Origin of the sequence: Hymenobacter sp. BT559, assembly GCF_016427535.1 — a bacterium.
GTDB lineage: Bacteria > Bacteroidota > Bacteroidia > Cytophagales > Hymenobacteraceae > Hymenobacter.
Map to the genome: position 1 here is coordinate 406,403 of NZ_JAELXV010000003.1, position 18,505 is coordinate 424,907.

The 18,505-nt window shown below is 60.7% G+C and carries 17 protein-coding genes; 6 read left to right on the forward strand and 11 right to left on the reverse strand.

Annotation, left to right across the window (positions count from 1 at the left end; all coding sequences use genetic code 11):
• Positions 1-53 precede the first annotated feature (53 nt).
• The 6 genes from JAO77_RS12500 (at position 54) to JAO77_RS12525 (ending at position 7,202) form a co-directional block, all read left to right on the forward strand.
• Entirely contained in the window at positions 54-653 is a 600-nt protein-coding gene (locus JAO77_RS12500; protein ID WP_198990708.1) for a DUF4269 domain-containing protein, read from the forward strand.
• A gap of 202 nt (positions 654-855) precedes the next feature.
• Positions 856-1,416: a hypothetical protein gene (locus tag JAO77_RS12505; RefSeq protein ID WP_198990709.1), complete on the forward strand. Its 561-nt coding sequence runs from the start codon at positions 856-858 to the stop codon at positions 1,414-1,416.
• A gap of 199 nt (positions 1,417-1,615) precedes the next feature.
• Positions 1,616-3,832, forward strand: coding sequence for a choice-of-anchor I family protein (locus tag JAO77_RS12510; protein ID WP_198990710.1), 2,217 nt, complete (start codon positions 1,616-1,618; stop codon positions 3,830-3,832).
• A gap of 48 nt (positions 3,833-3,880) precedes the next feature.
• Positions 3,881-5,545, forward strand: coding sequence for an alkaline phosphatase family protein (locus JAO77_RS12515; RefSeq protein ID WP_198990711.1), 1,665 nt, complete (start codon positions 3,881-3,883; stop codon positions 5,543-5,545).
• A 352-nt stretch (positions 5,546-5,897) separates the two neighbouring features.
• A complete protein-coding gene (locus JAO77_RS12520; protein ID WP_198990712.1) occupies positions 5,898-6,335 on the forward strand; it encodes an organic hydroperoxide resistance protein in 438 nt (145 codons plus the stop codon).
• Positions 6,336-6,512: 177 nt separating this feature from the next.
• Complete coding sequence (locus tag JAO77_RS12525; protein WP_198990713.1) at positions 6,513-7,202, forward strand: porin family protein; 690 nt, start codon at positions 6,513-6,515, stop codon at positions 7,200-7,202.
• Between the two features lie 137 nt (positions 7,203-7,339).
• Here the strand turns inward: JAO77_RS12525 and JAO77_RS12530 are convergent, their stop codons facing one another.
• From JAO77_RS12530 to paaA, 11 genes are all read right to left on the reverse strand, one after another.
• A complete protein-coding gene (locus JAO77_RS12530) occupies positions 7,340-9,787 on the reverse strand; it encodes a bifunctional YncE family protein/alkaline phosphatase family protein (RefSeq protein WP_198990714.1) in 2,448 nt (815 codons plus the stop codon).
• Between the two features lie 123 nt (positions 9,788-9,910).
• The gene (locus JAO77_RS12535) at positions 9,911-10,699 is read right to left on the reverse strand and encodes an enoyl-CoA hydratase/isomerase family protein (protein ID WP_213019384.1); all 789 of its coding nucleotides are present in this window, start codon (positions 10,697-10,699) and stop codon (positions 9,911-9,913) included.
• 22 nt (positions 10,700-10,721) lie between these two features.
• Complete coding sequence (locus tag JAO77_RS12540; protein WP_198990715.1) at positions 10,722-10,979, reverse strand: DUF7660 family protein; 258 nt, start codon at positions 10,977-10,979, stop codon at positions 10,722-10,724.
• 4 nt (positions 10,980-10,983) lie between these two features.
• Positions 10,984-13,047: a phenylacetic acid degradation bifunctional protein PaaZ gene (paaZ, locus tag JAO77_RS12545; RefSeq protein ID WP_198990716.1), complete on the reverse strand. Its 2,064-nt coding sequence runs from the start codon at positions 13,045-13,047 to the stop codon at positions 10,984-10,986.
• A 124-nt stretch (positions 13,048-13,171) separates the two neighbouring features.
• Positions 13,172-13,621, reverse strand: coding sequence for a hydroxyphenylacetyl-CoA thioesterase PaaI (gene paaI / locus JAO77_RS12550; RefSeq protein WP_198990717.1), 450 nt, complete (start codon positions 13,619-13,621; stop codon positions 13,172-13,174).
• On the reverse strand, positions 13,596-14,786 hold the full coding sequence (locus JAO77_RS12555; protein ID WP_198990718.1) for a 3-hydroxyacyl-CoA dehydrogenase NAD-binding domain-containing protein: 1,191 nt from the start codon (positions 14,784-14,786) through the stop codon (positions 13,596-13,598). Before JAO77_RS12555 ends, paaI begins: the two co-directional genes overlap by 26 nt.
• 132 nt (positions 14,787-14,918) lie before the next feature.
• A complete protein-coding gene (locus JAO77_RS12560) occupies positions 14,919-15,704 on the reverse strand; it encodes an enoyl-CoA hydratase-related protein (protein WP_198990719.1) in 786 nt (261 codons plus the stop codon).
• Between the two features lie 27 nt (positions 15,705-15,731).
• Positions 15,732-16,235, reverse strand: a complete 504-nt coding sequence (gene paaD / locus JAO77_RS12565; RefSeq protein WP_198990720.1) for a 1,2-phenylacetyl-CoA epoxidase subunit PaaD — start codon at positions 16,233-16,235, stop codon at positions 15,732-15,734.
• On the reverse strand, positions 16,229-17,035 hold the full coding sequence (gene paaC, locus JAO77_RS12570) for a 1,2-phenylacetyl-CoA epoxidase subunit PaaC (protein WP_198990721.1): 807 nt from the start codon (positions 17,033-17,035) through the stop codon (positions 16,229-16,231). The genes paaD and paaC overlap by 7 nt, the downstream gene beginning before the upstream one ends.
• Positions 17,036-17,046: 11 nt before the next feature.
• Complete coding sequence (gene paaB, locus JAO77_RS12575) at positions 17,047-17,334, reverse strand: 1,2-phenylacetyl-CoA epoxidase subunit PaaB (RefSeq protein ID WP_198990722.1); 288 nt, start codon at positions 17,332-17,334, stop codon at positions 17,047-17,049.
• 185 nt (positions 17,335-17,519) lie between these two features.
• On the reverse strand, positions 17,520-18,479 hold the full coding sequence (gene paaA, locus JAO77_RS12580; RefSeq protein ID WP_198990723.1) for a 1,2-phenylacetyl-CoA epoxidase subunit PaaA: 960 nt from the start codon (positions 18,477-18,479) through the stop codon (positions 17,520-17,522).
• Positions 18,480-18,505: the final 26 nt, after the last annotated feature.

Consider the following 18,505-nt stretch of genomic DNA (forward strand, 5'->3'; position numbering starts at 1 on the left):
ACTGCCTTGGCTTAGACACTCGCCCGCACTTTGTGCTTGGCTCTCTGGCTGCTATGAACCTTCATTCGTCCTGGAAAGACCCACGCTATTTAGCAGCAGGCAACCGCCGCCAGCGTCGCGCTTACGCGGTGCTGCAAGAGCTAGGTATTCTAACTACCCTAGGGCCCTTCGACCCTGTGGTGGCGGGCACCATCCCGCTGGCTATCGACCTGCCTAGTAGCGACATCGATATTATTTGCGAAGTGCCTTTGGGGAATAGCGTAGCCTTCGAGCAATTGCTACGCACCCACTACGGGCACCTGCCGGCCTTTCGAGCAGGCCAGGTAGCGAGCGCGACGGGGCCAGCGTTGGTGAGTAGTTTTCGCTACCTGGAAATCGAAATAGAAGTGTTTGGCCAAGCCCTGCCCACCGAGCAACAATATGCGTTTCGGCACTTAATAATAGAATACGCGGTGCTGTGCGCCGGAGGGCCGGCCTGGCGCACGGCGGTGCGCCGCCTCAAGGCGCAGGGCCTGAAAACAGAGCCTGCCTTTGCCGCGCTGCTACAACTGCCGGGCAACCCCTACGAAGCGCTGCTGACGCTTGAAAACTTAACGCCGGCCGAGCTGGCCGCCCGATTAGCCCAGGTTACGCTGCCCGCTAACAGTCGCTGAAACCAGGACCTAGGGCCCGCAAAAGCTTAACATAGCAAGCGCAACATTTGGACAGTATTGAGCCGTACTATTGTGTTTCCAATGCACTACACGAAGTGGTGCTTGGTAAACTATTTAGAAAGAGCGGGTTGGCCGACAACTATTGACGGGCTTACCCTAATTAATAGTACTGCTGGCCACTCCCAAATTCTCACCCACGATTATGAGCAAAGCTAAGAAAGCCCTAACTAGCAACCTGGCCGCGGCCGTGGTGCCCCACCTAGGGATGGAAGCCAGCACAAACGAGCCTCCTAAAGCCGTCAACAAAACCCTACGCAAGCTTGCTAAGCAACTGCTGAAGCAGCAAGCCAAAACTGAAAAAATGCCCGCTGCACCCGTGGCCCCCAAAGCCAAGCGCGTGCGCCAGGCCCTGGCTAGCGAGCTAACCGGCGCTCTGCAGCCCTACCTAAGCCCCGAAGGCGAAGAAGCTACCCCTCCTTCTAAAGCGGTTACCAAGCTCATTCAGCGCCTGTCGAAGAAGTTGGTGAAGCAGCGCAGCAAACAAGCCAAGCAGTCAGCCAAAGCGACTAAAACGGCCAAGGGTAAAGAAGCGCCCGCCGCTGCCGCCGAAGGCAGTGCGGCCTCGGCCCCGCGTCCTGGTCGGCCGCAGCCTCCGCGCCCGGCCTCGGTGGCGTCGGCGCCCCGCCCGGTAGCTCCCAAGCGGCGCCCTGCCCCAGCCAAGCCCGCTCCAGCGGAAGCCGCGGCCTCCACGCCTCAGGAATAGGCATTTCGGCCTAAGGACCTTCCATCTTAGCAAACTGCCCGCCCCGCTGCCAACCTAGGCAGGGGGGCGGGCAGTTTTTTAAGCCAAGCGCGGCGGTGTGTGGCTAGCATTCTGGCGTTACTTTATTTCATAATAACAACATCACACTGCCGCAACAGGCTGCCGATAGCTTTGACGCTTCAACCTCTTTGTGGCGTCTATGCAGTTAAACTTTTCCGCACTTCTTCCGGCTACTTTGTTGCTAGGCTTGGCGGCCGGGGCGGCCCGCGCCCAAACTACGCCCACCATTGCCCGGCCCAGCGCCACGCTCACCGTGACCGAGGGCGCGGGCTCGGTTAGTATTCCACTCAGCATCAGCAATCCGGGTGCTGAAGCCAGCACTGTGCAGGTGGTAGTGCAGGCCCTAGGTATGGCCACGGCAGGGCAAGACTACACCTACGCCACCACTCAAACCGTGACGTTTCCGGCTGGGGCCACGGGCACCCAAACGCTTACTATCCCTATCCTCGACGACGCGATGGCCGAGGAAACCGAGTACTTCGTGGTGCGCCTGCAAAACCCGACCAACGCCACCGTGTCGGCTACGGCCAATGACATTCTGGTTTATATAAAGGACAACGACACTCCGGCGCCGACGCGGGCCAATAACTTGTCGCTGAGTTTGGTGCAGAGCTATCAAACGGCCACGCCTTTTAGCGGCAATAACCAAATTAACTCAGCCGAAATAGCGGCCTTCGACCCTACGACCAAGCGCCTGTACGTGGCCAACTCTATTGGCGGCAAGCTAGAGATTTTGAATCTAGCCAACCCGGCCGCCATTGCGGCCTTGGCTTCTATCGATATCAAAAGCTACGGCGGCCTCAACTCGGTGGCGGTGCGCAACGGCGTGGTGGCCTGCGCCCTCGAAAACAGTAGCCCGCAGCAAGACGGTAGCGTGGTGTTCTTCGACCAAAACGGCGTGTTTCAGAAGCAAGTGACCGTGGGCGCCATGCCCGACATGATAACCTTCTCGCCCGATGGTCGCTACGTGCTCACGGCCAACGAGGGCGAGCCCAACGCCGCCTACACCACCGACCCCGAGGGCAGCGTGTCGGTGATTGATGTATTGGGCGGCCTCGCGGGCCTCACGCAGGCCAACGTGACCACGGCTACCTTCACGGCTTATAACAGCCAGGCTGCCGCGCTGCGGGCGCAGGGCATCCGCATCTACGGTGGGCTGGCTGCCTCGCCCAGCACGGTGGCCCAGGACCTAGAGCCCGAGTACATTGCGGTGAGCGCCAATTCGCAAACGGCCTATATCAGCTTGCAGGAAAACAACGCCATTGCGGTGCTTGATTTGGCTACTAAGCAGATAACGGCCCTGCGACCGGTAGGCTACAGCGACCACCGCCAGCCTGGCCGCAGCATCGATGCCTCCGACCGCACCACCGAGGTGCTGCTGGCCAACTGGTCTATCAAAGGCATGCGCCAGCCCGATGCCATCAACCTGTTTGAGGTCAACGGCACCTCGTATCTGCTCACGGCCAATGAGGGCGACTCCCGCGATTACTCTGGTTTTAGTGAGGTGGTGCGCGTAGGTGCCAATGGCTACGTGCTCGACGCCACGGCCTTCCCCAATGCCAGCCTGCTCAAAAACGAGGCTGTGCTAGGCCGACTCAACGTGACTAACAAGCTTGGTGACACCGACGGCGACGGCGACTTCGACGAGATTTATGCCTTTGGGGGCCGCTCGTTCAGCATCTACAACGCCGCCACGGGCGCCGAGGTGCACGACAGCGGCAGCCTGCTCGAGCGCGTGACCGCCGCCGATGCTACCTACGGCGCCATCTTCAACGCCAGCAATAGCTTCGGCGAAGCGCCCACCCGCAAAAATCGCTCGGACGACAAAGGCCCCGAGCCCGAGGGCGTGACCACCGGTCGCATCGGCAACAACTTGTACGCCTTCGTGTCGCTGGAGCGCGTAGGCGGCGTTATGGTGTTCAATATCAACGACCCCGCCGCCCCGGTGCTCGAAGCATATGCCAACAACCGCAACCTCACGGGCGCCACTACCACCGGCGACCTAGGGCCCGAGGGCATCGTCTTTATCTCGGCCGCCGACAGCCCCAGCGGGCAGCCGCTGCTGCTGCTGGCCAATGAGGTGAGCAGCACCATTGCCGTGTACAGCATCCAGGCCAGCACGCCCACTGCCGCCCGGCCGGGGCAGGCCACCGAGCCACTGGCCGCTTACCCCAACCCCAGCCAGGGCACGCCCGTGCGCCTGAGCCGGGCCGTGTCGGGCACCCTGCATGACTTGGCCGGCCGGCCTGTGCGCCAGCTGCGCACCACCGACCGCCTAGAAACCAACGGCCTCGCCGCCGGCGTGTACCTGTTGCGCGCCGACGATGGCGCCGCCACCAAGCTGATAGTAAACTAGGTGCCGTGGCGCACACACCCTAGGTTTGCGCCCCGATTTTTTCTGCGAATGTTCTCTCCTTACCTCCTGGCCGCTGGCCTGCTCCTAGGTAGCTCTGCGGCTGCCCAAATTCGCCCCACGCCCAAGCTGCTGGTTGGCATCATGGTCGACCAAATGCGGCCCGACTACCTCACCCGCTTCAGCCCCGAGTTTGGACCCGATGGCTTCAACCGGCTGCTGCGTGAGGGCTTTCAGTGCCGCAATACGCACTACAACTATATCCCCACCGTGACCGGGCCCGGCCACTCTAGCGTGTACACCGGCACCACGCCGCGCTACCACGGCATCGTGGGCAACTCGTGGTACGACCGCCGCCTGCGCCACGACGTGTACTGCACCGACGATACCACCGCGCAGCTTGTAGGTACTACCACCAAGGGCATGGGTGTATCGGCCCGCAATCAGCTCAGCACCACCCTAGGCGACGAGCTTAAGATGACCTACGGCGGCCGCAGCAAGGTGCTGGCCTTGTCGCTTAAAGACCGAGCCTCGGCCCTGCCCGCCGGCCACATGGCCGACGGCGCCTTCTGGCTCGACGTGAATACCGGCGACTTCATTTCGAGCACTTTTTACATGACCAAGCTGCCGGCTTGGGTCACCGAGTTTAATGCCCAGAAAAAGGCCGACGCCTACCGCCAGCAAACCTGGTCGCCGCTGAAACCCGCCTCGGCCTACCTCAACAGCTTGCCCGACTCGAACCGCTACGAACGCATTTTTAAGGGCAAAACGGCCGCCACTTTCCCCTACGACCTATCCAAGCTGGCGCCCCAAAACCCGCCCGCCTACGAGAACATGTACACCTCGCCTTTCGGCGATAACCTGCTGACGGACCTTGCCCTGGCCGCGCTCAAAAACACCGACCTAGGGCGCGACAACGTGCCCGATTTGCTGGCTATCAGCTACTCTAGCCCCGATGCGGTAGGCCACACCTTCGGGCCGCTTTCGAAGGAAGAAAACGACCTCTACCTGCGCCTCGACCTCGAAATAGCCCGCCTACTGAAAGCCCTCGACCAGACCGTAGGCAAGGGCAACTACACCATCTTCTTGACTGCTGACCACGGCGCCAGCGAGGTGACGCGCTACCTCGCCGACCACCAGCTGCCCGTGGGTACCTTCGACAGGCGCGGCGCTTACCAGGCGGCCAATGCCTACCTAGTCAGCCAGTTTGGCCCCGGCCAGTGGCTCGAAAAGGAGATTAATAATTCTTACTACATCAGCCGCGCATTGCTGGCCCAGCACAAGGTAGAGCTGCCGCACGCCCAGCAGGTGCTAGCCGAGTTTATGCGTAGCCAGCCCGGTATCGCGCAGGTAAATACGACTACGCAGCTACTAAATGGCGGCTACACTACCGGCCTCGAAGCCCGGCTGGTAGCCAGCCTCTATTACCCGCGCTACGGCGATGTGCGCTACGAGCTGTTGCCCGGCTGGACCGGCGACATCGGCGTGGGCACCAGCCACGGCACCGGCTACGCCTACGATAGCCACGTGCCACTGCTGTGGTGGGGCATGGGCATCCCAGTTGGCGTTAGTTACGAGCCCCACACCATCACCGACATCGCGCCCACGGCGGCCATGATTCTCAATAGTAAGCTGCCTAGCGCCTGCACCGGCCAGCCCATCGTGGAGGTGCTAGGTGCCAGCCCGAAGCCTAGCGGCAAGGCCCGCCGCAAATAGGCCCCTAGGTCGAATAAAGCGACCGCGCTTTGTGCAGCCCCAGCTTTCACCCGAAGGCTGGGGTTTTCTGGTATAGAAGCGCCGAAAGGTCAGGCGTAATGAACGGATTTAGATTAAATACGCTGTTTATCAAATTATTATGTATGTAGTATAAAAATATATTGTGCACAATTGAACATTGTAAAACCAGTCGTGTTAGTTTTGCAGCACGGCGGAAGAAATTCCTGACTCTTACTCACTGCTTGCGACTATAGATGGGCTAAAAATCCTCTGATTGACTTCTGCCCTAGTAGCTTTTGCTAAGCTTAAAATTGCGCTGCTTCTTTCTAAGTCACTTTCATAAAATAACCCCATGAAAATCAACAAGGTATTTACCGCGCAGGCTAAGGCCATCGGTGGCCGCGACGGCCATGTTACTTCTGACAACCAAGTGCTTGACCTCAACTTGAGCACGCCCAAGGAAATGGGCGGCCCCGGCAAAGCCGGCGCTACTAACCCAGAGCAGCTGTTCGCCGCTGGCTACGCCGCTTGCTTTGAGGGCGCGCTGGGTGTGGCCGCTCGCCAAGCCAAGGTGAAGCTCGAAAATGTATCGGTAGAAGCCTTCATCGGCTTTGGCCAGGCTGAAGACGGCGGCTACGGCATCTCGGCCGACCTGCACGTGAACCTGCCCGGCTTCGAGCAGGCCCAGGCTGAGTCGCTGGTAGCAGCTGCCCACGGCATCTGCCCCTACTCGCGCGCCACTAAAGGCAACATTGAGGTGAGCCTTACCACGACCACCAACGCCGCCTAGGTCGCGTAGTGCGTCGTAAGGCGTTACTAAAGAAGGGTCAGGCCGCACGGCCTGACCCTTCTTTGTGTTGGTGGCCTTCAGTGTGCTAGCCAGTTTGCGTGGTTGGAAAGGAATAAGGCGGTGTGCAACTAAATGAAGCGCAGGTGGCTCATCTACTTGCATCTCTACCTTTTCCTCATGCAACGATTCCTGTTTTTACTAGGCAGTGGTCTCTTACTCAGTCCACTGGCCCACGCCCAGTTTGGCCTGCGGGCGGGCGGCACCCTCACGCACTTCACCACCAAAGATTCCGACCCTTCTATCGGCCAGACAGTAGCAGCTACCACCGACAGCAAGCTGGGCTATCAAGCTGGGGCCTACTACCAAGTTAAGCTAGGTAAGTATTTTGCGGTGGTGCCGGAAGTCCAGTTTAGCCACGAAAATTCGGGTCTGCACGCCTTTCGCTCCAACGTTGCCGATGCCGGGTATCGGGGCGATTACGCGCTTAGCCTGAATTACATTAATATGCCACTTTTGATGCGCGTCAAACTTGGGCCAGTGTATGTGGAAGCTGGCCCGCAAATCAGCCTACTGGTGAGCGGCAGCGAAAAGGGCACCGATATATATAACGGTTGGTCTGGATTAGTTTATCAGGAAGTTGACCAGAACATTACGAATCGTTACCGGCGCTTCGATGTAGGGCCGTGCGTGGGGGTGGGCGTAGACCTGCCCGCGGGCTTTGGCGTGAGCGTGCGTGGCTTTCAAGGGCTAGTGTCTAGTACTCGCACTCCAGATAAAAACCTTGCTGTCTTTTACACCAATTATCCAGGTCGTATGCTACACCAGACGCTACAGGCGTCGCTCACCTACCAACTGGCCGCTCGCTAGCCGAGCAGGGGCGGGCCACTCATCAGCTTACAGTTGGGTTGCTTAGTGCCAACTCCAAACCTAAGCGTAAGTAAGCTGAAAGCTACTCGTTTAAAAAGTAGCTCGTACTATAAAGTACGAGCTACAGCTAGGTGCGCCTAGTCGTCGTCATCGTCGTGCTTGGGGGCGGCGCGCAGGAAGGCTCCGCGCCTAGGTGCCGGCACTACGGCGTCTTCGCCCTTAATGGCTTTCCAAACTACTTCGGTCAGGTCGAGGTCGGGGGTGGCGTCCTCTTTGGCGAGGTTGAAGTGCGATGAGCGCTCGGCGCTGCGGTTCCAGGCTGTGTTGCGAGTGTCGAGGCCCACTTGGGCGGCTTTGGCCTGATAGGGCGTGAGGGTAGGCGTGGCCTGAAAGCAGCCGAATAGCGGCTTGGCCGCCGCATCGTACTGGCTCATGGGCGGCAAACCCAGCACCAGCTCGAGGGTGCGCAGCACGCCGGCCGTGGTGTAGAGCGTGTGGTTGACGGAGCCGCGCCGGGTATAGGGGCTGATAACGAAGGCCGGCGAGCGGTGGGCGTCCACGTGGTCGGGGCCGTTTTGGGCGTCGTCTTCGACCACGAAAATTACTGACTCCTTCCAGATGGCACTGTGCGAAATATGCTCTACCAGCTGACCTAGGGCCAGGTCATTGTCGGCTACGGCGGCGGTGGGAGAGATTTTGCCCAACTTCTGGCCGCTGGTGTGGTCGTTGCTGATGCGGATGGTGCTGAGCTGCGGCACTGCCCCGCGGGTCAGCAGCGAGTCGAAGTCTTGGGCCCAAATGCGGATGCGGTCCACGTCTTTGGTGTCCATGTCAAAGCCCGGCGACCTAGGGCACACGTGCCCGCGCAAAGACTTGAGGTCGGTTTTGCCGTCGGCGGCAAACTCGCCGTAGGTGCGGTAGCGCAGGCCGGCGCGCTGGCAGTAGTCCCACAAAAAGCCATCGCGCGGGTAGGCCACTAGGCGGCTGCCCTCGTAGTCGTAGGTGCCGCCGCGCCCGCCGTAGCTGATGGGCCAGGTTTTCTCCACGTAGTCGGTAGCGTAGGCGGCGGTGCTCCAGTTGTGGCCGTCGGCGCTCACCTCGGCATTCACATAAAAGTTATCGAGCAGCACAAACTCGCTGGCCAGCGCGTGGTGGTTGGGCGTCACTTTGCGCGGAAAAATGCAGAGCACCGAGTCGCCGTTGCCCTCGGGCATGTCGCCAAGTATCTGGTCGTAAGTGCGGTTTTCCTTGATGACGTAGAAAACGTACTTGATGGGCGAGACCTCGCCCTTGCGGCGCGGAATGGGGTTGCTGGCCTCCCCTAGGGCCTCTTTCTCCGAGGTTTTGGTGAAAGGCGTGTTGGCATACACCTGCCGCGAGTAGGCGGCTAGCTGGGCCACGCTGGGCGCGGTAATAAACGAGAGCGTACCCTTAAACAGCCCACCGATGTACTCCACCGGCCCGTCGGCCAGCGTATTGCCGGTGTGGTGGCCGCTGTGGTCGTTTTTGGCCAACGGCTGCGGCCCGCGCGGGTTGGGCAAGGAGGAGAAGCCCTTGCCGTTAGCCACCAGGATTTTCTTACCTAGGGTGCGCACGCAGGTCGGGTACCAGCCCGTCGGGATAAAGCCCTTGGCAGCGCTCTTGCCCGGCACGGCCACGTCGAACACGGCCAGGCAATTGTTGTCGGCGTTGGCGATGTACAGGGTTTTCTCGTCGGAGCTCAGGGCCAAGCCGTTGGTGGTCGAGCCGGTGAGCTTGGTAGGGTAGAGGGCGGTTGAGATGGTTTCGAGCACGCGCCAGCTCTTCGTGTCCACCACCGATACTGAGTTGTCGTTGGCATTGGCCACGAACACGTAGCGCCCATTGCGGGTCTGAATCAGCTCGTTGGGGTGGCTCTCGGTGGCCAGGCGCCGGGTGATGCGGCTACTAGCAATGTCATAGGCTAGCAGTTCCTGCCCGCCCCACAGCGTGATGTAAAGCGTGCGGCCATCGGGCGCGAGCAGGCAGCCGTAGGCCTCGTGCCCTAGGTCGAGCCGGCTCAGGGTGCGCTTGGTTTTGAGGTCGAGCACGTACAGCGCGTTGTCCTCCTTGGTCACGGTGTAGAGGCGTTGCTGGGCCGCATCCACAGCCAACCCTACGGGGCTGATTTTGGTGGGCCAGGGCTTACCTAGACGCAGCGTGTCGGGCTGGCCGAACTTCTGCTTTGCCACCGGATAAGCTAGAATAATATTGTCGTTGCCGCCCCCCACGTAGAGGCGGTCGGCGGCCGGGCTCCAGGCCAGCCCGTACCACGACTTGGCAATGGCCTTTTCATCGAGCAGCTTTTCGGTAGTGGGGTCGATGAGTTGCACCTTTTGGGTACTCTGGCCGTTGTTGGTGACGGCCAGCAGCCGGCCGCCAGGGGCAAGCTGCATATTGAGCGGCAGGTCGCCTAAGGGCAGCGAGGTGCCGGCCGGCGTCAGGCTCCAGCCATTGGGCAGTAGGATGGAGGAGGCTTTGGGGTCGTTGGTCGGCCGCTGGGCCGCCGCCGAGCCAGCGACCAGTAGCCCAAGGGCAACTGTCACGCGGGCAACGAGATACTTCATAGGAGAAGGCTGAAAATAACTCAGGACTTGCGCACTATGCACAAGCCCTGAGTTGCACTTATCCACAAATATCTGGCACTCTCAGCGCACCCCTAGGTTAAGGTTTTGCTACCAACACTAGCGCTACGCCTTCGCGCCAGTGGCCGCTTTAAACTTCGCAACAGCCTGCCGGGTGAAATCGGACAGCACCAGCCGCCCGCTAATGGCGGCGCGCGCGCTCAGCAGGCGGTCCCAGTGCTCGGTGCCTTCCCAAATCACCTGCTTCATGGCGGCCAAGGCCTCCGGGCTGTAGCCTGCCAGCTTCTCGGCAAACGCCTGCACGGCCGCGTCTAGGTCCGCCGTAGTTTCGAGCACTTCGGCATACAGCCCGCGCGCCTGTGCCCAAGCCGCCGGGCGAAACTCACCAGCATCCAACGCCAACTGCGCAAAGGCCGCCCGGCCGATTTTCAGCTCTACTACCGGCCCCACCACAAACGGCCCGATGCCTATTACCAACTCGCTGAGCTTCACAGCTGCTTGCGTCGTGGCAAAGCAATAATCAGTAGCCGCCGCCACGCCCACGCCGCCGCCAATAGCTTTGCCCTGCACCCGGCCCACAATGACCTTGGGGCAGGTGCGGCAAGCGTTTATCACCTGCGCAAAGCCTGAGAAAAACTGCTGGCCCTGCGCCTCATCTGCGATAGCCACCAGCTCATCAAAGCTAGCGCCGGCGCAAAACGTGCGCTCGCCCTCGCTCTTGAGAACGATGACTTTGGTAGTGTCGGCTTGGCCCACGGCCGTGATAGTGGCGGCTAGCTCACGCAGGAGTTGGCCGGGCAGCGAGTTGTGCGCGGGGTGAAAAAAGGAGATGGTAGCAATGCCTAGGGCATCGGTAGTGGCCGAAACGTGGCCAGCAGTGAGGGTGTCCGTCATAACAATTTAGATAATCTTAATGCTACTCATACATCCGTGCCCCACGCAAGATATTCGCGAAGTTTTGCCAACTAGGCACATTTGCATCGACTACTTGATTGGTGTTGAGATAGAAACCGTCTATATCCAAAGCGTAAGATTCTATTGCTTCCAGAAAAGCAGGCAACGAATTATTGCTCCATAGTTCAGGGGTAGAGTCAAGCTCTTGGCGTAAAAGGCTCAGGAAATGCGCGAACGACGCTCGGCTGTCGACAGCCATCGTTTCTAAGTCTAGATTCATTAGCTTATTCCTGCTTTTTCTTCTTCACCATCGTCAAAATCGTGGCTACGGCCACGGTGTCGCCGGTTTGGTCGGTCACTTCCACCAGCCAGCGAACGATGCCTTTGGCCACGTCTTCCGCGTCACGCTTTTCCTGGCCGATTTTCTCCTTCACGGTCAACGTCACGCCGATGGTGGTGCCGGGGTACACAGGCTTGGTGAAGCGGCACTCATCGAGGCCATAGTTGAGCAATACCGGTCCTTTGCGCGGGTCTACGAACATGCCAGCCGCCTTGCTCAAAATATAGTAACCGTGGGCCACGCGGCCCGTGAATAGCGTGCCTTCCAGCGAGGTAGCGTCGACGTGAGCGTAGAAATTATCGCCTGACACCTGGGCAAAATTCGTGATGTCGGCCTCCGTGACGGTGTGCTTGTGCGTGGTGTACGTCTGCCCAATTTCCAGCTCCTCAAAATAGTGCTGAAATGGGTGCTTGTCCTTCTCCATCTGCTTGGCCTTGGGCTGATACACTTCTGTAATGGCCGTAATCATGCTCGGCGAGCCTTGTAGAGCCACGCGCTGCATAAAGTGCTCGACCCCGCGGATGCCACCCATCTCTTGCCCACCGCCGGCGCGGCCGGGGCCGCCGTGCACCAGCTGCGGCATGGGCGAGCCGTGGCCGGTGCTTTCTTTAGCCATATCATTGTTAATGACTAGGATACGACCGTGGTGCGTGGCTGCGCCCAGCACAAACTCTTGCGCCGTGCGCGGGTCGTTGGTGGCCAGCGAACACACCAGCGAGCCCTTGCCGAGGTTAGCCAGCTGCACGGCCTCGCCTAGGTCGTGGTAGGGCATCAAGGTCACGACCGGGCCGAAGGCTTCCAGCTCGTGCGAGTCGAGGTACTTGAACGGCTGGTCGTTGCGCAGCACGATGGGCGAAATGAAGGCGCCTTTGGCCGCGTCGGCCCCGCGCTCCTTACCTAGGATTTCTACGCGGTCGAGGTCACCGTATACGATGGGCGTGTTTTTCGCCAACTGCCGCACTTGCTCGCGCAGGCGCTCTGCTTGAGCCCGGCCAGCTAGGGCTCCCATGCGCACGCCCTCGGCTTGTGGGTGGCCAATGGTGGTTTGGGCCAACGCCTTACCTAGGGCAATTTGGACGTCTTCGAGCAGATTGTCGGGCACGATGGCGCGGCGGATGGCGGTGCATTTCTGCCCGCACTTCGCCGTCATCTCCTTGCGCACTTCCTTGATAAACAGGTCAAACTCCGGCGTGCCGGGCACAGCATCCGGCCCAAGCACAGCAGCGTTGAGCGAGTCGGCTTCTAGCGTAAACGGCACCGCCTCGCTGATGATGCGCGGGTGCGCCCGCAGCTTGGCGCCGGTCGCGGCGGAGCCGGTGAAGGTCACCACATCCTGGTACGTGACGTGGTCGAGGATGCCCTGGCCCGAGCCCACCACCAGCTGCAACGCGCCCTCAGGCAGAATGCCGCTGGCGATAATCTCGCGCACCACGGCCTCAGTGAGGTAGGCGCTGGGTACGGCGGGCTTCACCACGGCGGGCATGCCGGCCAGTAGGTTCACCGCGATTTTCTCCAACATGCCCCAAATGGGGAAGTTGTAGGCGTTGATGTGCACGGCCACGCCTTCCTTAGGCACCAGCAGATGCTGTGCCATAAAGGTGCCGCCCTTGCTGAGGCTCACCGGCTCGCCCTCCACGTAAAACGGCTTGTCGGGAAACTTGCGCCGCAGCGAGGCATTGGCAAATAAATTACCGATACCACCTTCAATATCAATCCACGAGTCAGCCCGCGTGGCGCCCGAGCGGTAGCTCAACTCGTAAAAAAGCTCCTTCTTTTCCTGCAAGTGGAAGGCCAGCGCCTTGAGCATGCGCCCGCGCTCGTGGAAGGTCAGGCGGCGCAGCGCAGGGTTGCCCACGCGGCGGCCGTAAGCCAGGATTTCGGCAAAGTCGAAGCCTTCGGTGTTGGCCAGGGCGATGACCTCGCCAGTGCTAGCATCGAGTAGCTCGTGTGGGTCGGCGGCGCCGGCGGCCCAGCGGCCTAGGGTATAGTTTTCGAGGGTGGGAGTCATGGGGGAAGAGTAATAAATTGATGTTGTCATGCAGCGCGTAGTGAAGTATCTCACTCGCTTCATTGCTAGCGTGAGGATTTACTGCTGCACGCGAGATGCTTCGCTATGCGCTGCATGACAGACGTTAGCAAGCGGGTTCAACCAAAATCTCGTTGCTAGTGCGATAGGCCGTGCCCTTAAACAAGGCCAGCACTACCCCTTTCTGGTTAACAACGCGCACCTGGTACACGCCGACTTTGTGCTTGAGGCTTTCCTCGCGGGCTTCCACCGTGAGCACGTCGCCGAGCTTGCCAGCTTCGAGGTAATCGACGGTCACGGTGAGGCCCACGCTCTGGCGACCGTGGCTGTTGCAGGCGAAGGCAAATGCCGTATCGGCCGCCGAAAACGTGGCGCCGCCGTGCAGCGAGCCGAAGCCATTGAGCATATCGGGCCGCACCACGAAGTGCAGACGGCAGTAGCCTGGGCCAACTTCCTCGACCTCCAACCCTAGTAATTGGCTGAAGGTGTCTTGCCGCAGCATCAGCTCTTTCACGGCTTCGGCCGGATGATTATTGGCGGATGGCAGCGGGTTCATTCGACAGGAAAAATTGGTGATTGCGCCCCAAGCGGCGGAGCAGCGCGCTAGCGCGATAGCGGTCGTCGTGGTACTCGGCGTAGAGCTCGTCGAGGGTGGCGAGTACTTGTAGTGGGCCTAGCTCGTCGGCCCAGGCCAGTAGACCCTTGGGGTAATTGACGCCGGTGGTCATGGCCAGCTCTAGGTCGGGGGCGGAGGCCACGCGCAGGTACAGTGCGTCGGCGGCTTCATTAATGAGCATGGCCAGTACTCGGTGCAAGATGGTGTGACCCAAGCTCTCGTCTTTATTAGGCGCTGGTGGCACCGCGCCCGGCGCGTAGTCGTAGAAGCCGCGCCCGGTCTTGCGCCCTAGGTAGCCAGCCTCGAAAAGCCGCTTTTGGGTGAAGGAGGGCCGGTAGCGGGGGTCGTAGAAGAAGGCCGTAAACACCGATTCGGTGACCCGGTAGTTCACATCGTGGCCAATGAAGTCCATCAGCGCGAATGGCCCCATGCGGAAGCCACCTAGGTCAGTCAGGGCCCAGTCGATGGTAGCAATGTCGGCGATGCCTTCCTCCAAAATGCGGATGGCCTCGCCGTAAAACGGCCGCGCCACACGGTTCACAATGAAGCCAGGCGTGTCTTGGGCCAGCACCGGGCGCTTGCCCCAGCTGGCTACTAACGCCGTTACCTCCTCGGCCAGCCCGGCGCGGGTTTGCACCGCCGGGACGACTTCAACCAACTGCATCAGCGGGGCCGGGTTGAAGAAGTGGATGCCCACGAACCGCTCGGGCCGCTGGCAGGCCGCTGCAATTGCCGTGATGGAGAGCGAGGACGTATTGCTCGCCAGCCAGCATTCGGCCGACACAATGGCTTCTACCCCCCTAAAAACCTGCTGCTTCACGCCTAGGTCCTCCACGATGGCCTCGATAACTAGGCCGCAATCGGCAAAGTCGGCCATCGTTTCGGTGGGGTGCAGGCGGGCTACGGCCGCTTCGACGGCTTCAGTGGTCAGCTTGCCTTTCTCGGCCAGCCGGCGCAGGCTGGCGGCAATGTTGGAAATAGCTTTTTCGAGAGCTGCCGCATCCTGGTCGAGTAGGCGCACAGGGTGGCCGGCGGTGGCTACCACTTGCGCGATGCCCGCGCCCATTGCGCCACTGCCGATGATGCCGATGGTTATCTGTTGCATGGTTGAATTCAGTGTAGCTTGGACTTTATAGTCCGAGCGCGAGCGTAGCTCGCATTCCCGTTAGGGCAGATTTTCCTGACGTTCTCAGGCGCGGATGCGAGCTGCGCTCGCGTTCGGACTACAAAGTCCGAACTACATCCCGGTGAAGGTGGGTTGGCGCTTTTCCATGAACGCCGCCACGCCCTCGCGGTAGTCGGCGGTGTGGCCGGCGCGCAGCTGGTAGTCGCCCTCGGCGCGTAGCTGCTGGGCCACGTCATTGCCGAAGGTGCTGTTTAGCAAGTGCTTGGTGTAGGCCAGGCCTTTAGTGGGCATGGCGGCCAGCTTGCGCGCCAGCGCGGCTACTTCCTGGTCGAAGGTTTCGTCGGGGAAGCTCTTGTAAATCATGCCCATTTGTACGGCGTCGGCAGCGCTCACTTTGTCGCCGAGCAGCATGAGGGCGCTGGCGCGCTGCATGCCCACAAGGCGGGGTAGGAAGTACGTGCCGCCGCTATCGGGCACTAGGCCTATCTTGCTGAACGCCTGAATAAATGAAGCCGATTCTTTGGCCACTACAATGTCGCAAGCCAGGGCTAGGTTGGCCCCGGCACCGGCAGCTACGCCATTCACGGCGGCTATCACGGGCTTGTCGAGTTCGCGGATGAGCAGCACGATGGGGTTGTACAGCTTCTCCACGATTTCGGCCACGTCGGGGGCGTTGGGGCCGGTTATTTCGGCTAGGTCTTGCCCGGCGCAAAAGGCTTTGCCCGTGCCCGTTAGCACCACGGCCCGCACGCTGGTATCGGCCTGGCACTCGCGCAAGTGCTGCTGGAGGCCTAGGGCCACTTCGCGGTTGACGCTATTGAAAACGGCGGGCCGGTTGAAGGTCAGCGTAGCGACGCCGTCGGCGAGGGAGAAGAGCAGGGGCTGGGAATCGGACATGAAGAAGAATAGTGGGGAGCCGCTGGGCTAGTGGCACTTGAAGTAATCGAAGGGCTCGTGGCAGTCGTTGCACTGGTAAGACGCCTTGCAGGCCGTAGAACCGAACTGACTGACCAAGCGCGTGTTATCGGACTTGCAATTGGGGCAGCGCACGGCCGTGTCCTGCCCAAAAAGATTAAGCATATGCCCCGTCGCCGTGCCATCTACGGGCGGCGCGATACCGTAGGCTTCCAGCTTTTCGCGGCCGGAGGGGGTCATCCAGTCGGTGGTCCAGGCTGGGCTGAGCTGGTTGTGAATCGTGACTTGCGTGATGCCTTCAGCCAGCAGCCGCAGGCGGATGTCGGTGGCGATGGTGTTCATAGCCGGGCAACCCGAGTAGGTGGGCGTGATGTGCACCGTCACTTGCTCGCCAGCCACTTGCACGCCGCGCACGATGCCTAGGTCCAGAATGCTGAGCACTGGTACTTCGGGGTCGAGCACCTCGTCGAGCAGCTCCCAGATGCGGGCTTTGGTGAGGGCGGTGGCTACCATGTGAGGCCGGGGTAGGCGCGCTGCACGTATTGCAGCTCGGTGAGAATGTACCCGAGGTGCTCGCTGTGCCGCCCTTCCTTGCCGCCCGCCAGCCCAAAGGTGGTCGCCGGGGGGGTAGGCAGGGTGGCTTCTTCCAGCACGCGGGCCACGTGGGCTACCATGGCGGGTTGCAACGCAGCGTAATCGGGGATAATGCCGGCTTCTTGCAAGGCCTTTTCGGTGGCGGTGGGCGTGGTCAGCTCGGCGGCGTAGCGCCACAAGCTGGCGATAGCTTTTTCAACGCGCTGCCGGCTTTCGAGCGTGCCGTCACCGAGGCGGATTATCCATTCCGAGCTCCACTTGAGGTGGTAGGCGGCTTCCTTCACGGCTTTTTCGGCAATGCCGGCTAGGCGCTCGTCGGGGCTGCTTTTGAGCTGTTGTAAAAAGGGATAGTGGAAGTTATCGAATAAAAATTGCCGCACGATGGTGTGCGCAAAGTCGCCGTTGGGCTGCTCGACTAGCAGCGGGTGGCGGTACTCCACGGCCGAGCGCAGGTAGGCTAGGTCGTCTTCGGTGCGGCCTTTGCCTTCGAGCTCGGCGGCGTATTGGTAGAGGCTGCGGGTTTCGCCCAGCAGGTCGAGGGCGATGTTGGCCATCGCAAGGTCCTGCTCCAGGATGGGGCCGTGGCCGCACCACTCGCTCAGGCGGTGGCCTAGGATGAGGCTGGTATCAGCCAGTTGCACTACGTAGGTAAACAGCAGCTGCCGCACCTCCGCGGAGTAGGTAGCCAGGGCAGTAGATTCGGAAGGGGCAGCTTGCATAGGTGGCAGCATTACATGTGTTTAATGGAATCCGGCACGTCGTAGAATGTGGGGTGCCGGTACACTTTATCGGCCGCCGGGTCGAAGAAGGCTTCGGCATCGTCGGGGTTGGAGGCGTGGATGTGCGTGGACTCGACCACCCAAATGCTCACACCTTCGAGGCGGCGCGTGTACACGTCACGCGCGTTTTGGATGGCCATGGTGGCATCGGCGGCGTGCAGGCTACCGACGTGCTTGTGGTCGAGGCCCTGCTTGTTGCGGATAAAGACCTCCCAAAGAGGCCATTCGGCTTGGTTCATATAGGTAGTTTGTATAACTTCTTTTGCCTTAACAACCTTGAGACCCCACCCCCGGCCCCCTGGCCCCTACCCCCTCCGGGAGAGGGGAGCCTGACGACTGAATACCATCTAACAACGTCTACTTGCGGTCGGCTCCCCTCTCCCGGAGGGGGTAGGGGCCAGGGGGGCGGGGGTGGGGTTACGCGTTAAGCCCCTACCCCCTCGCGCGCCTTGCGCTTCGCGGCGTGCGCTAAGGCTGCCTCACGCACCCAGGCGCCCTCTTCGTGCGCCTGCACGCGGGCTTGCAGGCGGTCGGCGTTGCAAAGGCCGTTACCTTTCACCACTTGCCAAAACTCCTCCCAGTTCACCTCACCGAAGTCATAAGCTTTGCGCTCCTCGTTCCACTTGAGAGCTGGGTCGGGCACGGTAAGACCTAGAAACTCAGCCTGAGGCACCATCATGTCCACGAATTTCTGGCGCAGCTCGTCGTTGGTAAATCGCTTGATGCGCCACTTCATCGACTGCTCGGTGTTGGGCGACTCCGAGTCTTTGGGGCCGAACATCATCAGCGTGGGCCACCACCAGCGGTTGAGGGCTTCCTGGGCCATTTCCTTCTGGGCGGGCGCGCCTTCGCAAAGCGTCTGCATCACCTCGAAGCCCTGGCGCTGGTGGAAGCTTTCTTCCTTACACACTCGCACCATGGCCCGTGCATACGGCCCGTAGCTGGTGCGGCACAGCGGCACCTGGTTGAGAATGGCCGCGCCATCGACCAGCCACCCCACGCAGCCCATATCGGCCCAGCTCAGGGTGGGGTAGTTGAAGATGCTGCTGTACTTGGCCTTACCCGAGTGCAGGTCGGCGAGCATCTGGTCGCGGCTGGCACCTAGGGTTTCTGCGGCGCTGTAGAGGTAGAGGCCGTGGCCGGCTTCGTCCTGCACCTTCGAGAGCAGAATGGACTTGCGCTTGAGCGACGGGGCACGGGTTATCCAGTTTCCTTCGGGAAGCATCCCCACCAGCTCGGAGTGCGCATGCTGCGAAATTTGCCGAATCAGAGTTTTGCGGTAGGCCTCGGGCATCCAGTCCTTGGGCTCGATGCGCACGTCGGCGTCGATGCGGGCCTGGAACTGTTCTTCCTGCGTGAGGGCGGGCTTCTCTAACGTTTCCATACTGCTTAAGAATGAGTTAATTAAAT

Coding starts and splice junctions, on each gene's coding strand:
- JAO77_RS12500 (WP_198990708.1), top strand. CDS start 54: ATGAACCTTCATTCGTCCTGGAAAGACCCACGCTATTTAGCAGCAGGC.
- JAO77_RS12505 (WP_198990709.1), top strand. CDS start 856: ATGAGCAAAGCTAAGAAAGCCCTAACTAGCAACCTGGCCGCGGCCGTG.
- JAO77_RS12510 (WP_198990710.1), top strand. CDS start 1,616: ATGCAGTTAAACTTTTCCGCACTTCTTCCGGCTACTTTGTTGCTAGGC.
- JAO77_RS12515 (WP_198990711.1), top strand. CDS start 3,881: ATGTTCTCTCCTTACCTCCTGGCCGCTGGCCTGCTCCTAGGTAGCTCT.
- JAO77_RS12520 (WP_198990712.1), top strand. CDS start 5,898: ATGAAAATCAACAAGGTATTTACCGCGCAGGCTAAGGCCATCGGTGGC.
- JAO77_RS12525 (WP_198990713.1), top strand. CDS start 6,513: ATGCAACGATTCCTGTTTTTACTAGGCAGTGGTCTCTTACTCAGTCCA.
- JAO77_RS12530 (WP_198990714.1), bottom strand. CDS start 9,787: ATGAAGTATCTCGTTGCCCGCGTGACAGTTGCCCTTGGGCTACTGGTC.
- JAO77_RS12535 (WP_213019384.1), bottom strand. CDS start 10,699: ATGACGGACACCCTCACTGCTGGCCACGTTTCGGCCACTACCGATGCC.
- JAO77_RS12540 (WP_198990715.1), bottom strand. CDS start 10,979: ATGAATCTAGACTTAGAAACGATGGCTGTCGACAGCCGAGCGTCGTTC.
- paaZ (WP_198990716.1), bottom strand. CDS start 13,047: ATGACTCCCACCCTCGAAAACTATACCCTAGGCCGCTGGGCCGCCGGC.
- paaI (WP_198990717.1), bottom strand. CDS start 13,621: ATGAACCCGCTGCCATCCGCCAATAATCATCCGGCCGAAGCCGTGAAA.
- JAO77_RS12555 (WP_198990718.1), bottom strand. CDS start 14,786: ATGCAACAGATAACCATCGGCATCATCGGCAGTGGCGCAATGGGCGCG.
- JAO77_RS12560 (WP_198990719.1), bottom strand. CDS start 15,704: ATGTCCGATTCCCAGCCCCTGCTCTTCTCCCTCGCCGACGGCGTCGCT.
- paaD (WP_198990720.1), bottom strand. CDS start 16,235: ATGGTAGCCACCGCCCTCACCAAAGCCCGCATCTGGGAGCTGCTCGAC.
- paaC (WP_198990721.1), bottom strand. CDS start 17,035: ATGCAAGCTGCCCCTTCCGAATCTACTGCCCTGGCTACCTACTCCGCG.
- paaB (WP_198990722.1), bottom strand. CDS start 17,334: ATGAACCAAGCCGAATGGCCTCTTTGGGAGGTCTTTATCCGCAACAAG.
- paaA (WP_198990723.1), bottom strand. CDS start 18,479: ATGGAAACGTTAGAGAAGCCCGCCCTCACGCAGGAAGAACAGTTCCAG.